This is a genomic window from Pseudescherichia sp., from assembly GCF_031998825.1.
Taxonomy (GTDB): domain Bacteria; phylum Pseudomonadota; class Gammaproteobacteria; order Enterobacterales; family Enterobacteriaceae; genus Pseudescherichia.
Genome location: NZ_DAMACX010000017.1, coordinates 1 through 15481, shown reverse-complemented (window position 1 = coordinate 15481; position 15481 = coordinate 1). Strand labels below are relative to the sequence as shown.

General features: G+C 60.2%; 8 protein-coding genes. 7 read left to right on the top strand and 1 reads right to left on the bottom strand.

What is annotated here, in order from left to right; genetic code table 11:
- Positions 1-10 precede the first annotated feature (10 nt).
- The 6 genes from RTP97_RS09920 to recD all read left to right on the top strand — a co-directional run bounded on the left by RTP97_RS09920 (position 11) and on the right by recD (position 12495).
- Positions 11-418, top strand: coding sequence for a DUF2509 family protein (locus tag RTP97_RS09920; protein WP_312413129.1), 408 nt, complete (start codon positions 11-13; stop codon positions 416-418).
- Positions 403-726: a prepilin-type N-terminal cleavage/methylation domain-containing protein gene (locus RTP97_RS09915; protein WP_312413128.1), complete on the top strand. Its 324-nt coding sequence runs from the start codon at positions 403-405 to the stop codon at positions 724-726. Before RTP97_RS09920 ends, RTP97_RS09915 begins: the two co-directional genes overlap by 16 nt.
- A 12-nt stretch (positions 727-738) precedes the next feature.
- Positions 739-4107, top strand: a complete 3369-nt coding sequence (recC, locus tag RTP97_RS09910; protein ID WP_312413127.1) for an exodeoxyribonuclease V subunit gamma — start codon at positions 739-741, stop codon at positions 4105-4107.
- Between the two features lie 116 nt (positions 4108-4223).
- A complete protein-coding gene (gene ptrA / locus RTP97_RS09905) occupies positions 4224-7106 on the top strand; it encodes a pitrilysin (protein ID WP_312413126.1) in 2883 nt (960 codons plus the stop codon).
- Positions 7106-10666 carry an exodeoxyribonuclease V subunit beta gene (gene recB / locus RTP97_RS09900; protein ID WP_312413125.1) on the top strand — a complete coding sequence of 1187 codons (3561 nt, stop codon included), beginning with the start codon at positions 7106-7108 and terminating at the stop codon, positions 10664-10666. Before ptrA ends, recB begins: the two co-directional genes overlap by 1 nt.
- On the top strand, positions 10663-12495 hold the full coding sequence (recD, locus tag RTP97_RS09895; protein ID WP_312413124.1) for an exodeoxyribonuclease V subunit alpha: 1833 nt from the start codon (positions 10663-10665) through the stop codon (positions 12493-12495). The genes recB and recD overlap by 4 nt, the downstream gene beginning before the upstream one ends.
- Before the next feature lie 36 nt (positions 12496-12531).
- Here recD and argA read toward each other — a convergent pair whose 3' ends face one another.
- On the bottom strand, positions 12532-13863 hold the full coding sequence (argA, locus tag RTP97_RS09890) for an amino-acid N-acetyltransferase (RefSeq protein ID WP_312212824.1): 1332 nt from the start codon (positions 13861-13863) through the stop codon (positions 12532-12534).
- A 230-nt stretch (positions 13864-14093) separates the two neighbouring features.
- On the opposite strand from argA, the gene amiC reads away from it, so the two are divergent.
- The gene (gene amiC / locus RTP97_RS09885; protein ID WP_312413122.1) at positions 14094-15347 is read left to right on the top strand and encodes an N-acetylmuramoyl-L-alanine amidase AmiC; all 1254 of its coding nucleotides are present in this window, start codon (positions 14094-14096) and stop codon (positions 15345-15347) included.
- Positions 15348-15481 lie beyond the last annotated feature (134 nt).

Here is a 15481-nt window from a genome sequence, read left to right as displayed (position 1 = left end):
AGTGAAATCTGTGAGAGATGAAAGGGGGATCTCATCCCTGGCGCTGGTTCTGCTAATTCTGCTGCTGGGCAGCCTGATGCTCACCGGTTTAAACCAGCGCCAGCACACCCATACGCAGCGCATCACCAGTGAAAGCCGGGCGCTGCGTCATTTGGCCGATGCTCACTCGGCGCTGGAGTGGGGACGGATGCAGGTCTGGCAGATGCAGCCCGCCGTGCAGTGTCGGGAACATCAGCGCCAGCCGTGGCGGGTGTGCCTGCGTATTTTTGCCGACCGGACGCTGGTGCTGATTGCCGAAAGCGGGAGTGAAACCCTGTGGCGCAGCGGGGTGATACGCGAGAGCAACGTGACGTTTTCGCCTCACGGCTGGAGCGATTTCTGTCCCTTCAAGGAGATAGCCCAATGCCAGATGCCGTAGCTTCCCAGAGAGGCTTTAGCCTGCCGGAAACCTTGCTGGCAATGGTGCTGCTGGTCATGGTTGTCACGGCGCTGACAGGGTATCATCGCGTGCTGCTGGAGGGCTTTACCGCCTGGAGCCACTATCGCTACCTGTGGCGCTACGGCTGGCAGCAGGCGCAGCTTCGGCCCGCACCGTTACCATCGGGCTGGCAGGTCAGCCGGGTACAGACAACGGACGCCGGATGTGTCAGCATCAGCGTAACCATCACCTCGCCAGTGGGCAGGCAGGGGAAGATGACGCGGTTACATTGCCCAGTTTATAAGTAGTCAGGAGCGTTTATGTTAAGGGTCTATCACTCCAATCGTCTGGATGTGTTGGAAGCGTTGATGGAGTTTATCGTTGAGCGTGAACGGCTCGACGATCCCTTTGAGGCCGAAATGGTGCTGGTACAGAGTACCGGCATGGCGCAATGGCTACAGATGACGCTCTCGCAAAAGTTTGGTATCGCCGCCAATATCGACTTCCCGCTCCCGGCGAGCTTTATCTGGGATATGTTTGTCCGTGTACTGCCGGACATTCCGAAAGAGAGCGCCTTTAATAAACAGAGCATGAGCTGGAAGCTGATGACCCTGCTGCCGCAGATGCTGGAGCAGGAGGCGTTCACTATGCTTCGCCACTACCTCAATGACGACGACGACAAGCGCAAGCTGTTTCAGCTTTCGTCTCGGGTGGCCGATCTCTACGATCAGTATCTGGTCTTTCGTCCGGAGTGGCTGACCCGCTGGGAAGAGGGTGGTCTGATTGACGGCCTCGGTGAGGCGCAGATCTGGCAGGCGCCGCTCTGGCGTGCGCTGGTGGAGCACACCGCCGCGCTGGGGCAGCCGCACTGGCATCGTGCCAACCTCTATCAGCGTTTTATCAACGTGCTGGAGTCCGCCACGACGCCGCCCGCCGGGCTGCCCTCCCGGGTGTTCATCTGCGGCATTTCAGCCCTGCCGCCGGTCTATCTCCAGGCGCTGCAGGCGCTGGGCAAGCACGTGGATATTCACCTGCTGTTTACCAACCCCTGCCGCTACTACTGGGGGGATATCAAAGATCCGGCGTTTCTCTCCCGGCTAATTGCCCGCCAGCGTAAGCACCACCTTGATGCCCATCCGGTGGCCCTGTTCCGTGAAGATCAGCCGGTAGAGGGCCTGTTTAACAGCGAAGGCGAGCAGGAGGTGGGTAACCCGCTGCTGGCCTCATGGGGCAAGCTGGGGCGCGACTACATCTATCTGCTGGCCGGAATGGATCGCTACGACGATCTCGATGCCTTCGTTGATATTACGCCCGGTGCGCTACTGCAAAACCTGCAGTATGACATTCTGGAGTTAAAAAACAGCGCCGTCGCCGGCGTGACGGCCCAGGAGTATGAGCGCAGCGATGCCAAGCGCAGGCTGGAGCGGGAGGATCGCAGCGTAGCGGTGCACGTCTGCCACAGCCCGCAGCGGGAGGTCGAGGTGCTACACGATCGCCTGCTGGCGATGCTGGAGGAGGATCCCGAGCTCTCCCCACGCGACATCATTGTGATGGTGGCGGATATCGACAGCTACAGCCCCTTTATCCAGGCGGTATTTGGCAGCGCCAGCGGAGAGCGCTATCTACCCTATGCCATCTCCGACCGCCGCGCCCGCCAGTCGCACCCGGCGCTGCAGGCCTTTATCAGCCTGCTTTCGCTGCCGGACAGCCGCTTCCAGTCGGAAGACGTGCTGGCCCTGCTGGATGTGCCGGTGCTCGCCGCACGGTTTAATATCGATGAAGAGGGGCTGCGCTACCTCCGTCAGTGGGTCAACGAGTCCGGCGTGCGCTGGGGCATGGACGACGACAACGTGCGCGAGCTGGCCCTGCCCGCTACCGGCCAGCACACCTGGCAGTTCGGCCTGACGCGCATGCTGCTTGGCTACGCGATGGAGAGCCGCCAGGGCGAGTGGCAGTCGGTGCTGCCCTACGATGAGTCCAGCGGCCTGATTGCCGAGCTGGTGGGCCATCTGGCCTCGCTGCTGATGCAGCTCAGGCTGTGGCGCAAAGGGCTGGCGCAGGATCGCCCGCTGGCGGAGTGGCTACCGGTCTGCCGCGACATGCTCAACGACTTTTTCCTGCCGGATCCCGATACCGAAGCTGCGCTGGCGCTGATTGAGCAGCAGTGGCAGGCGGTTATCACCCAGGGCGTGGGCGCACACTATGACGAGGCGGTGCCGCTCTCCCTGCTGCGCGACGAGCTGGCGCAGAGGCTTGACCAGGAGCGCATTAGCCAGCGCTTCCTTGCGGGGCCTATCAACATCTGTACGCTGATGCCGATGCGTTCGATCCCCTTCAAAGTGGTCTGCCTGCTGGGGATGAACGACGGTGTCTATCCGCGTGCGCTGGCCCCGCTCGGCTTTGATTTGATGAGCCAGAAACCGATGCGCGGCGATCGCAGCCGTCGGGACGATGACCGCTACCTCTTCCTGGAGGCGCTTATCTCTGCGCAGCAAAAGCTCTACATTAGCTATATCGGGCGTTCGATTCAGGATAATAGCGAACGGTTCCCGTCGGTGCTGGTGCAGGAGCTGGTGGACTACATCGGGCAGAGCCACTATCTGCCTGGCGATGAAGAACTCACCTGCGACGAGAGCGCGCAGCGGGTGGTAGATCATATTACCCACCTGCATACGCGAATGCCGTTTGATGCAGAAAACTTTATTGCTGATGAGCTGCAAAGCTACGCCCGGGAGTGGTTGCCCGCCGCCAGCCAGCAGGGGGTGGCGCATGCCACCTTTATTCAGGAGCTGGAGGAGGAGCCTCTGGAGACGCTGCCGTTTGAGCAGCTTCAGCGCTTCTGGGCGCATCCGGTGCGAGCCTTCTTCCAGATGCGTCTGAAGGTGAACTTCCGTCCTGAAGCAAGCGATATTCCCGACGCCGAGCCGTTTATTATTGATGGCCTGGACCGCTACCAGCTCAACCAGGCGCTGCTCAACACCCTGGTGGAGGAGGAGGACGTCGAGAAGCTCTTCCGCCAGTATCGTGCGGCAGGCCAGCTGCCCTACGGCGCGTTTGGTGAAATTGTCTGGGAGACCCAGCACCAGGAGATGCAGCAGCTGGCGTCACGGGTTCACGAGCACCGCAAGCCCGCCGAGAGCATGGAGATCGAGCTTGACTGCGGCAAGGTGCACCTGACCGGCTGGCTACAGCATGTGCAGGAGGATGGCCTGCTGCGCTGGCGTCCTTCGATGCTGAAGGTCTCGCAGGGTTTGCAACTTTGGCTGGAACATCTTGTCTACTGTGCCAGCGGCGGAACGGGAGAGAGTCGGCTATTTGTCCGCAATGATAAAGCCTGGCACTTCCCACCCCTGAAGCAGGATGAGGCGCTCAAGTACCTTGAGGCGCTGGTTGAAGGCTATCGGGAAGGGATGAAAAAACCGCTGCTGTTGCTACCCGAAAGCGGTGGCGCGTGGATAAAAGCCTGTTATGACGCAACGAATGATGCGATGTTAAAAGACGAGGAGACGCTCGCTAAGGCGCGGAGCAAATTCCTGCAGGCCTATGAAGGCAACATGATGGTTAGCGGCGAGGGCGAGGACGTATGGTATCAACGCCTGTGGCGCACCCTCGAACCTGAGAACTATACCAAGATAGTTAAACAGGCAGAGCGTTATCTGCTGCCGCTCTTTCGCTTTAGTCAGTCCTGATGAGGTGTATAAAAATTGCGCAGTGGAAAGGCTTCCATTATGATGCGCAGCGAATCACGGACTGATTGGATATGCCGGTCTCACCGGCACTGGTTTGTTAATGATGAGGTTCGTGAATGCCCAGCAGCACCTTGTTCAAAGCGTTAGTCTTATTTGTCGCCCTTTGGGCACCGTTAAGTCAGGCAGACACCGGTTGGCAGCCCGTTCAGGAAACAATTCGTAAAAGCGATAAGGATACCCGCCAGTATCAGGCTATTCGCCTCGATAACGGCATGGTGGTCCTGCTGGTTAACGATCCGCAGGCGGTGAAATCCCTCTCTGCGCTGGTGGTGCCCGTTGGCTCGCTGCAGGATCCCGAGGCGCATCCCGGTCTGGCGCACTATCTGGAGCACATGACCCTGATGGGCTCTACCCACTATCCGCAGCCGGATAGCCTGGCTGAGTTTTTAAAACTGCACGGCGGCAGCCACAATGCCAGCACCGCACCCTACCGTACCGCGTTCTATCTGGAAGTCGAGAACGACGCGCTGGATGGGGCCGTGGATCGGCTGGCGGATGTCATCGCCTCGCCGCTGCTTGATAAAAAGTATGCCGAACGCGAGCGTAACGCGGTCAACGCTGAGCTGACGCTGGCCCGCTCCCGGGACGGGATGCGCATGGCACAGGTGAGCGCGGAGACCATCAACCCGGCGCATCCGGCTTCGCGCTTCTCCGGCGGTAACCTGGAGACCCTGAGCGACAAACCAGGCAGCCCGGTGCAGGAGGCGCTGCTGGCCTTCCGCGACAAATACTACTCGGCGAACCTGATGAAGGCGGTGGTCTATAGCAACCGTCCGCTGCCGGAGCTGGCCGCCATCGCCGCGAAAACCTTTGGCCGCGTGCCGAACAAAAGGTTGGACCTGCCGAAAATTGACGTGCCGGTGGTGACCGATGCGCAGAAAGGGCTGATCCTTCACTACGTACCGGTGATGCCGCGTAAGGTGGTGCGGGTTGAGTTCCGCATCGATAACAATACGCCGCAGTTCCGCAGTAAAACCGACGAGCTGATTACCTACCTGATTGGCAACCGCAGTCCGGGCACGCTCTCTGACTGGTTACAACAGCAGGGTCTGGCCGAGGGTATCCGCGCCGACTCTGACCCCATCGTTAACGGCAACAGCGGCGTGCTGGCTATTTCTGCGACCCTGACCGACAAAGGGCTGGCGCACCGTGATGAGGTGGTTGCGGCCATTTTTAGCTATCTCCAGCTGCTGCGTGAGCAGGGCGTGGACAAGCGCTACTTTGACGAGCTCTCCCACGTGCTGGATCTCGACTTCCGCTACCCCTCCATTACCCGGGATATGGACTACGTCGAGTGGCTGGCGGATACCATGATCCGCGTACCGGTTGAGCATACCCTCGACGCGGTAAACATTGCTGACCAGTTTGATGCCGAGGCCGTTAAGTCGCGTCTGGCGATGATGACGCCGCAGAACGCGCGCATCTGGTACATCAGCCCGCAGGAGCCGCACAATAAAACCGCCTATTTTGTCGACGCGCCTTATCAGGTCGATAAAATTAGCGCCCAGACGTTTGCCGACTGGCAGCAGAAATCCAGCGCCATCGCGTTGAAGCTACCGGAGTTGAACCCCTATATTCCGGATGATTTCACGCTGCAAAAGCCAGCGAAAAACTACACCCATCCCGAGCTGATTGTGGATGATCCCACCCTGCGGGTGGTCTACATGCCGAGCCGCTACTTTGCCAGCGAACCGAAGGCAGACGTCAGCGTAGTGCTGCGCAATCCGCTGGCGATGGACAGCGCCAAAAACCAGGTGATGTTCGCCCTGAATGACTACCTGGCGGGGATCGCCCTGGATCAGCTGAGCAACCAGGCCTCCGTCGGGGGGATTGGCTTCTCTACTAACGCCAATAACGGCCTGATGCTTAATGCCAACGGCTATACCCAGCATCTGCCACAGCTCTTCAGTGACCTGCTGGCGGGCTACTTCAGCTATACGGCAACTGAGGATCAGCTGGCGCAGGCGAAGTCCTGGTATGCGCAGATGATGGACTCCGCCGAGAAGGGCAAAGCCTACGAGCAGGCAATCATGCCTGCGCAGATGCTCTCTCAGGTTCCCTATTTCCAGCGTGAAGAGCGCCGGGCGCTGCTGCCTGAGATCACCCTGAAAGACGTGATGGCCTATCGCGATCGGCTGAAAAGCAACGCGCGTCCGGAGTTCTTAGTCGTCGGCAATATGAGCGAGACGCAGGCGAAAGATCTGGCCCATCATGTGCAGGATCAGCTTGCGGCGAAGGGAAACCAGTGGTGCCGCAACCGCGACGTGCTGGTAGACAAAAAGCAGGGGATAATCTTTGAAAAAGCGGGCAGCACCAGCGACTCGGCGCTCGCCGCCGTGTTTGTCCCGCCGGGCTATGACGAGTACAGCAGCTCGGCCTACAGCGCGATGCTGGGGCAAATTATCCAGCCGTGGTTCTACAACCAGCTGCGTACCGAAGAGCAGCTCGGCTATGCGGTGTTTGCCTTCCCGATGAGCGTTGGCCGCCAGTGGGGCCTGGGCTTCCTGTTACAGAGCAGCGATAAGCAGCCGTCGGCGTTGTGGGCGCGTTACCAGGCCTTCTTCCCAACGGCGGAGGATCGGCTGCGGAAGATGAGCGCAGAGGAGTTTACCCAGCTCCAGCAGGCGGTCATAGCCCAGGTCACTCAAGCCCCGCAAACGCTGGGTGAAGAGGCAGCGCAGATCAGCAAAGATTTCGATCGGGGTAATATGCGCTTTGATTCCCGTGATAAAGTTGTCGCTGAGATTAAACAGCTGACGCCGCAGAAGCTTGCCGATTTCTTCCACCAGGCGGTGGTCGATCCGCAGGGGATGGCGATCCTGTCCCAGGTCTCCGGCACACCGAGTGATAAATCCGGGTATGTACACCCTGAAGGCTGGAAGGTATGGGACAACGTCAGCGCGCTGCAGCGCACGCTGCCCCTGATAAGTGAGAAATAATGAGTAACCCCGCTGAGACGCTGGACCCCCTGCGCTTACCCTTACGCGGTGAGCGCCTGATTGAAGCCTCTGCGGGCACCGGGAAAACCTACACCATCGCCGCCCTCTACCTGCGCCTGCTGCTGGGACTGGGCGGCGAGAGCGCTTTTTCGCGTCCGCTTACCGTAGAAGAGCTGCTGGTGGTGACCTTTACCGAAGCCGCCACCGAAGAGCTGCGCGGCCGTATCCGCAGTAATATTCATGAGCTGCGCATCGCCTGCCTGCGAGAAAGCAGCACCGATCCGCTCTATGCTCGTCTGCTTGACGATATTCCCGATAAGCAGCAGGCGGCGAGCTGGCTCATGTTAGCCGAGCGGCAGATGGATGAGGCCGCGGTCTTTACCATCCACGGCTTCTGTCAGCGCATGCTGAGCCTTAATGCCTTTGAGTCTGGAATGCTTTTCCAGCAGCAGCTAATTGAGGATGAGTCCCTGCTGCGCGCGCAGGCCTGCGCCGATTTCTGGCGTCGCCACTGCTACCCGCTGCCCCGCGACATTGCCGAGGTGATCCACGCCTCGTGGAAGGGGCCGCTGGAGCTGCTGAATGCGATTAACCGCTATCTGCAGGGTGAGGCACCGGTAATCAAATCCCCGCCGCCTGCGGATGAAACGCTGGCCTCGCGGCATGCCAAAATCATCGCCCGAATTGATGCTATCAAACAGCAGTGGCTTGCGGCAGTCGGGGAGCTTGATCCCCTGATTGAAAATTCAGGCATTGATCGACGCAAGTTTAACCGGGGCAACCAGGGCAAGTGGATCGAGAAGATTAGCGCCTGGGCGGAGGAGGCTACCCGAACCTATCTGCTGCCGGATGCGCTGGAGAAGTTCTCCCAATCGTTTTTAACCTCGCGTACCAAGGCGGGCGGCGTCGTGCCGGAGCACCCGCTGTTTGTCGCCATTGAGGGCCTGCTGGCCGAGCCGCTAACCCTTAGCGATCTGGTGCTGACCACCGCCATGCGGGAGATTCGTGAGGCGGTGGCCCGTGAGAAGCGCCGTCGCGGCGAGTTAGGCTTTGATGACATGCTGAGCCGCCTCGACCAGGCGCTAAACAGTGAAAACGGCGAGGCGTTGGCGACCGCGATCCGCCAGCGTTTTCCGGTCGCAATGATCGATGAATTTCAGGATACCGATCCCCAGCAGTACCGTATTTTTCGCCGTATCTGGCAGCAGCAGCCGGATACCGCCCTGCTGCTGATTGGCGATCCTAAGCAGGCGATCTACGCCTTTCGCGGCGCGGATATCTTCACCTACATGAAAGCACGTGGTGAAGTAAGCGCCCACTATACACTCGATACCAACTGGCGTTCCGCTCCCGGCATGGTGGCGAGCGTGAATACGCTCTTCAGCCAGATGGACAATGCCTTTATGTTCCGCGAGATCCCCTTTATGCCGGTGAAGGCGGCGGAAAGAAACCAGCCTCTGCGTTTCGAACTGCACAGTGAAACCCAGCCCGCCATGAACCTGTGGTTGATGGAGGGCGAAGGCGTTGGTATCGGGGACTACCAGGCCTTTATGGCCCAGCTCTGCGCGGCACAGATCCGCGACTGGCTGGTGGCGGGTCAGCAGGGTAGCGCCCTGCTGCATGACGGAAAACGCTCCCGGCCGGTGCAGGCCTCCGACATTACCGTGCTGGTGCGCAGCCGTCACGAGGCGGCGCTGATCCGCGACGCCCTGACGCTGCTGAACATCCCCTCGGTCTACCTCTCCAACCGCGACAGCGTCTTTGAGACGCCGGAGGCGCAGGAGCTGCTGTGGCTTATCCAGGCGGTGCTGACCCCCGAGCGGGAGAGCACCTTGCGTAGCGCCCTGGCGACGGGGATGCTCGGCCTGACTGCCCAGGATATTGAACGGCTCAATAAAGATGAAGAGGCCTGGGACCGGGTCGTTGAGGAGTTTGACGGCTACCGTCAGACGTGGCAGAAGCGCGGCGTCATGCCAATGCTGCGCACCCTGATGGCCCAACGCAATATTGCGGAGAACCTGCTGGCGACCTCTGGTGGCGAGCGGCGTCTGACCGATATCCTGCACATCAGCGAGCTGTTGCAGGAGGCGGGGGCGCATACCGAGAGCGAGCATGCGCTGGTGCGCTGGCTGGCGCAGCATATCGCCGAGCCGGACAGCAACGCCGCCAGCCAGCAGCTCAGGCTGGAGAGCGACAAGCACCTGGTGCAGATCGTCACCATCCATAAAGCGAAAGGGCTGGAGTATCCGCTGGTCTGGCTGCCGTTTATCGCCAACTATCGGGCGCAGGACCAGGCTTTTTATCACGACCGTACCTCCTTTGAAGCGGTGCTGGATCTTAGCCAGGCAGACGAGAGCATTGAGCTGGCCGAGGCGGAGCGGCTGGCAGAGGATCTGCGCCTGCTCTACGTGGCGCTGACGCGCTCCGTCTGGCACTGTAGCCTCGGTATTGCGCCGCTGTTTCGCCGTCGAGGTGAGAAGAGCGGCGAGAGCGATTTTCACCACAGCGCGTTAGGCAGGCTGATCCAGCAGGGTGAGCCGCGCGATGCTGCAGGCTTGCGTCACTGCCTGGAGGCGCTGTGCGGGGACGATATCGTGCTGAGCACTCCCGGCACGCCGGACAACACGCGCTGGGAGTACACCTTCTCCCTGCCGCCGTCGCTGCGCGCCCGGCACATTGACCGCCCCGTCCTCGACGACTGGCGGGTGACCAGCTACTCCGGCCTGCAGCAGCGCGGGCACGGTATCGCCCAGGATCTGCTCCCGCGACTGGACGTGGACGCCGCTGGCGAGCGCCAGGTGGACGAAGCACCTGCCTTAACGCCGCATGCGTTCCCACGCGGGGCGTCGCCGGGCACCTTCTTACACGGGCTGTTTGAAGATATTGATTTCACCCAGCCGGTGACCGAAGAGTGGGTGAGCGAGCAGCTCCAGGCGGGCGGTTTTGACGAGCAGTGGCAGCCGGTGCTGCTGGCGTGGATCAACGCCGTTCTGCGTGCGCCGCTTATTGAATCAGGATTGTCGTTAAGTCAGCTCACCGCGAAAGATAAGCAGGTGGAGATGGAGTTCTATATTCCGATCGCCCAGACCCTGACCTCAGAGAAGCTGGATGCGGCGATCCGTCGCTACGATCCGCTCTCGGCGGGCTGCTCGCCGCTGGATTTTCGCGACGTGCGCGGGATGCTAAAAGGCTTTATCGACCTTGTTTTCCGTCACAACGGGCGTTTCTACCTGCTGGACTACAAGTCCAACTGGCTGGGTGAGAGCAGCGAGGCCTACACTCGGGAGGCGATGGCGGCTGCTATGCAGTCACACCGCTACGATTTACAGTATCAACTTTATACTCTGGCGCTGCACCGCTATCTTCGTCACCGCATTGCGGACTACGATTATGAGCGCCACTTTGGCGGCGTAATCTACCTGTTCCTGCGCGGCGTCGATGAGCAAAAAAGCGAGCAGGGCATCTACCGCACCCGCCCGGATGTGCGGCTGATTAACGAGATGGATGCCCTGTTTAGCGGTAAAGAGTCAGAAGAGAATTATCAGGAGACCGCACGGTGACGATGCAAACTCTGCTTATTGAGGCGCTGGCCCAAAGGCTGTTTCGTCCGCTGGACGTCCAGTTTGCCCTGACCGTGGCCGGACACGACGAGCCAGCGGTAACCCTGGCGGCGGCGATACTTAGCCGCGACGCGGGCGAGGGTCATGTCTGCCTGCCGCTCTCCCGACTGGCGGCAGAGGCCGAAGATAAAAGCCATTCGCTGCTGATGGCGCTGTTTGCCGAGGCGGGGGCGCCCTGCGACTGGGCAGGCATTTTACAGCGATCCGACGCCGTCAGCGACGGCCAAACCCCTGCGCCGATGGTGCTGGCCGGGGATCGCCTCTACCTGAACCGCATGTGGTGCAACGAGCTTACCGTAGCGAGTTTCTTCAGCGAGGTTAACCAGCCGCTGAGCGTGGATGAAAACCAGCTGCGCCAGATCCTGGACGGACTTTTTCCCTCAACGGAGGGGATCAACTGGCAGAAGGTAGCCGCAGCGGTGGCGCTGACCCGACGGATCTCGGTGATCTCCGGCGGGCCCGGCACCGGTAAAACCACTACGGTGGCGAAGCTGCTGGCGGCGCTGGTGCAGATGGCGAACGGCGGGCGCTGCCGCATCCATCTGGCTGCCCCGACCGGGAAAGCCGCGGCGCGCCTGACGGAGTCGTTAGGCGCAGCCCTGCGTCAGCTGGCATTGACCGACGATCAGAAAAAACGCCTGCCGGTGGAGGCCAGCACGCTGCACCGCCTGCTGGGTGCCCAGCCGGGAAGCCAGCGTCTGCGCTATCACGCCGGGAATCCGCTGCACCTTGACGTGCTGGTGGTAGATGAGGCATCGATGATTGACCTGCCGATGATGTCGCGGCTGATCGATGCGCTGCCCGCCCATGGCCGGGTGATTTTCTTAGGCGACCGCGATCAGCTGGCCTCGGTAGAGGCGGGCGCGGTGCTGGGAGATATCTGCGCGTGGGTTAACGCGGGCTTTACCCCGGGGCGAGCGGAGCAGCTCTCCCGCTTGACGGGCATGGACGTTCCCGGCGGCGAGCCGGGCGGGGCAGGCGCATTGCGCGACAGCCTCTGCCTGCTGCAAACCAGCTATCGTTTCGGCAGCGACTCCGGCATTGGTCAGCTGGCGGCGGCGGTAAACCGGGGTGATAAGAAGAGTACCCGCTCGGTGTTCAGCCAGGGCTTTAGCGACATTGAGCACAAGCCACTTCAGGCGCGTGATGACTACCAGGCACTGTTAGACGATGCGCTGGCGGGCTACGCCCGCTATCTGCAGCTGGTGCGAGATGAGGCGGAGCCAAAGGCGATCCTCGCAGCATTCAGCGAGTACCAGCTGCTCTGCGCCCTGCGCGAGGGGCCGTTTGGCGTGGCCGGTCTGAACGAGCGGCTGGAGCAGACCCTGGCGAACCAGCGGCGGATCACGCGGACGCCACACTCGCGCTGGTTTGATGGACGCCCGGTGATGATCTCCCGCAACGACAGCGCGCTGGGGCTGTTTAACGGCGATATCGGCGTGGCGCTGAACCGGGGGCAGGGAACGCGCGTCTGGTTCCCGCTGCCGGACGGCACCATTAAATCGGTACAGCCCAGCCGTCTGCCGGAGCATGAAACGGCCTGGGCGATGACGGTACATAAATCACAGGGTTCGGAGTTTGACCACGCCGCGCTGATCCTGCCGGGGCAGATGGTGCCGGTAGTGACCCGGGAGCTGGTCTATACCGCCATTACGCGCGCCCGTCGCCGGCTGTCGCTCTATGCCGACGAACGTATTCTGGTGCAGGCTATTGCCACCCGTACCGAACGACGCAGCGGTCTCGGTGACATCTTTGCTCAGGTAAAATAGAGAGTTCCCTACCCAGACGGGTAGGGAAGGGCCTGCTTAGGTGAGGTCGGCCATCAGCACCTTTGAGCGGCGCTGATAGTTATACATCTGCTTCTTGCTCTCCGGCAGCAGGTCGATATCTACCGGCGTAAAGCCGCGCTCCTGGAACCAGTGAATGCTGCGGGTGGTCAGCACAAACAGTTTGCTGAGGCCCATCTGGCGTGCCTGAAGGGCAACACGCTCCAGCAGCGCTTCGCCGCGCGACGAGCTGCGGTAGTCCGGATGCACCGCCACGCAGGCCATCTCGCCAATCTTCTCTTCCGGGAAGGGGTAGAGCGCGGCGCAGGCGATGGTCAGGTTGTCGCGCTGAATAATCGTGAATTTGTCGATCTCCATCTCCAGCTGCTCACGGGAGCGGCGAACGAGGATCCCCTGCTGCTCCAGAGGGCGGATCAGCTCCAGAATGCCGCCGATATCGTTGATGGTAGCGCGGCGGATCTGCTCGGCGCTCTCCATCACAATCTGCGTACCAATACCGTCGCGGGAAAAAAGCTCCTGCAACAGCGCGCCATCTTCCTGGTAGCTAATCAGGTGGCTGCGACGCACGCCGCTGCGGCAGGCCTTCACCGCCCCGCGCAGGAAGCGCACCGTGCCGGAGTGGTAGTCCTGCCGCGCCTCCAGCTCTTCCACTCGGGTCTGGGCATCATTCGGGAACAGCTCAGAGACAATGTTTCCCTCATCGTTGATCACTCCCTGCGAGGAGCAGAAGCCGATCATCTTCTCTGCCTTCAGCTTGATAGCGAGCTGGGTGGCCACCTCTTCTGAGGTGAGGTTAAAGCTCTCGCCGGTGACCGAGACCGCTACCGGCCCCAGCAGCACAATCGCGCCGCCGTCGAGCTGACGGTGGATCGCCTCTTCATCGATGCGACGAATACGCCCGCTGTGGCAGTAGTCGACGCCGTCATCCACGCCCAGCGGCTGGGCAATGATAAAGTTGCCGCTCACCACGTTGATATGCGCCCCCTGCAGCGGCGTATTGTTCAGGCTCATCGAGAGACGAGCGGTAATATCAAGCTGTAACAGCCCCGCCGCCTGCTTGACCAGCTCCAGGGTTTTCGCGTCGGTGACGCGGGTATGCTTGTGATAGATAGGTTCGTGGTGGTGCTCCGCCAGGTTAGCGTCGATCTGCGGGCGTGCGCCATAGACAACGACCAGGCGAATGCCGAGGCTGTGCAGCAGCCCAATATCGTTGACGATGCTGGAAAAGTTCTCATGCTCGATGGCTTCACCGCCCAGCATGATGACAAAGGTTTTTCCCCGATGGGCATTAATATAGGGAACAGAGTGGCGGAATCCCTGTACCAGTTCGGTTCGACGCTCCTTCACCACGGCACTACCCTCATTGCATGATTATTCGTAATTTCTGTATTTTTATTCTTTTATTGCCGTGGGCGCAAGTCAAAATTTCATCGGGATGTGAGAAAAAATCTTTCTGTCGCCGCCGCTGTTAAATCAATGTTTACCCTTTTGTTGATGACAGTTTATGCATCATTCGTTAAAGTTTTTCGTCAAGCAGGCCGTTTTAATAATAATTGTCAGATTTTTTGCTCGGGAGAGGCATGTCAGGATCCAACTCAGCTCTTAGCCGTCGCCAGCTGTTACAAGGCGCTGGCGCTCTGTGGTTGCTTAGCGTAAGCAAGGCAGGTTTAGCCGCGGTTAGTCAGGTTATCGCCGTCCGCGTCTGGCCCGCATCGACCTATACGCGCATTACCGTGGAGTCGAACCGGGTGCTGAAATACCGCCAGTTCGCCTTAAGCAACCCGGAACGGCTGGTGGTGGATATCGAAGGAGTTAACCTCAATTCGGTGCTAAAAGGGGTAGGAACGCAAATCCACGGCGACGATCCCTTTATCAAGTCCGCCCGTGTCGGCCAGTTCGATCCCACTACCGTGCGCATGGTGTTTGAGCTTAAGCAGAACGTGAGCCCACACCTCTTTTCGCTGGCCCCGGTGGCGGAGTTCAAAGAGCGTCTGGTGATGGATCTCTACCCGGTTAACGGGCAGAATGAACAGGATCCGCTCCTGGCGCTGCTGGAGGATTACAACAAAGGTAATCTGGATAAGCAGGTGCCGCCTGCCCAGAGCGGTCCGCAGCCGGGCAAGGCCGGGCGCGACCGACCGGTGGTGATCATGCTCGATCCCGGCCACGGGGGAGAGGATCCAGGGGCGATCGGCAAATATAAGACCCGTGAAAAAGACGTGGTGCTACAGATTGCCCGCCGACTGCGCGCATTGATTGATAAAGAGGCTAATATGAAGGCCTACATGACGCGCAACGAGGATGTCTTTATTCCACTGAAGGTGCGGGTCGCTAAGGCGCAGAAGCAGCGCGCCGATCTCTTTGTCTCTATCCACGCCGACGCCTTTACCAGCCGGGCCGCCCGCGGCTCGTCGGTCTTTGCGCTGTCAACGAAAGGGGCGACCAGTACGGCGGCAAAATACCTCGCTCAGACGCAGAACGCCGCCGACCTGATCGGTGGCGTAAGCAAGAGTGGCGATCAGTATCTGGATCACACCCTGTTTGATATGGTGCAGTCCCTGACCATCAACGACAGCCTGAAGTTTGGCAAAGAGGTGCTGAACCGTCTCGGCAGCGTCAATAAGCTGCATAAAAACCGGGTCGATCAGGCAGGTTTTGCGGTACTGAAAGCGCCGGATATTCCGTCTATCCTGGTAGAGACGGCCTTTATCAGTAACGTAGAAGAGGAGCGTAAGCTCAGAACCTCGGCGTTTCAGCAGGAGGTCGCGGAGTCGATTCTGGCAGGGATCAAGGCGTACTTTGCTGATGGTGTGACGTTGGCCCGCAGGGGCTAACGTTTTTTCCGGGCGGTTTTTCCAGGAGATTTGCCGGGAGGCAGAAACAAAAAAACACCCGTCAGGGTGTTTATTGTTGAAGTGGTTGCGGGGGCCGGATTTGAACCGACGACCTTCGGGTTATGAGCCCGACG

Bases quoted from the DNA above. Each gene is read 5' to 3' on its own strand.
- amiC (WP_312413122.1), top strand. From the start codon at position 14,094: ATGTCAGGATCCAACTCAGCTCTTAGCCGTCGCCAGCTGTTACAAGGC.
- recC (WP_312413127.1), top strand. From the start codon at position 739: ATGTTAAGGGTCTATCACTCCAATCGTCTGGATGTGTTGGAAGCGTTG.
- ptrA (WP_312413126.1), top strand. From the start codon at position 4,224: ATGCCCAGCAGCACCTTGTTCAAAGCGTTAGTCTTATTTGTCGCCCTT.
- RTP97_RS09915 (WP_312413128.1), top strand. From the start codon at position 403: ATGCCAGATGCCGTAGCTTCCCAGAGAGGCTTTAGCCTGCCGGAAACC.
- recB (WP_312413125.1), top strand. From the start codon at position 7,106: ATGAGTAACCCCGCTGAGACGCTGGACCCCCTGCGCTTACCCTTACGC.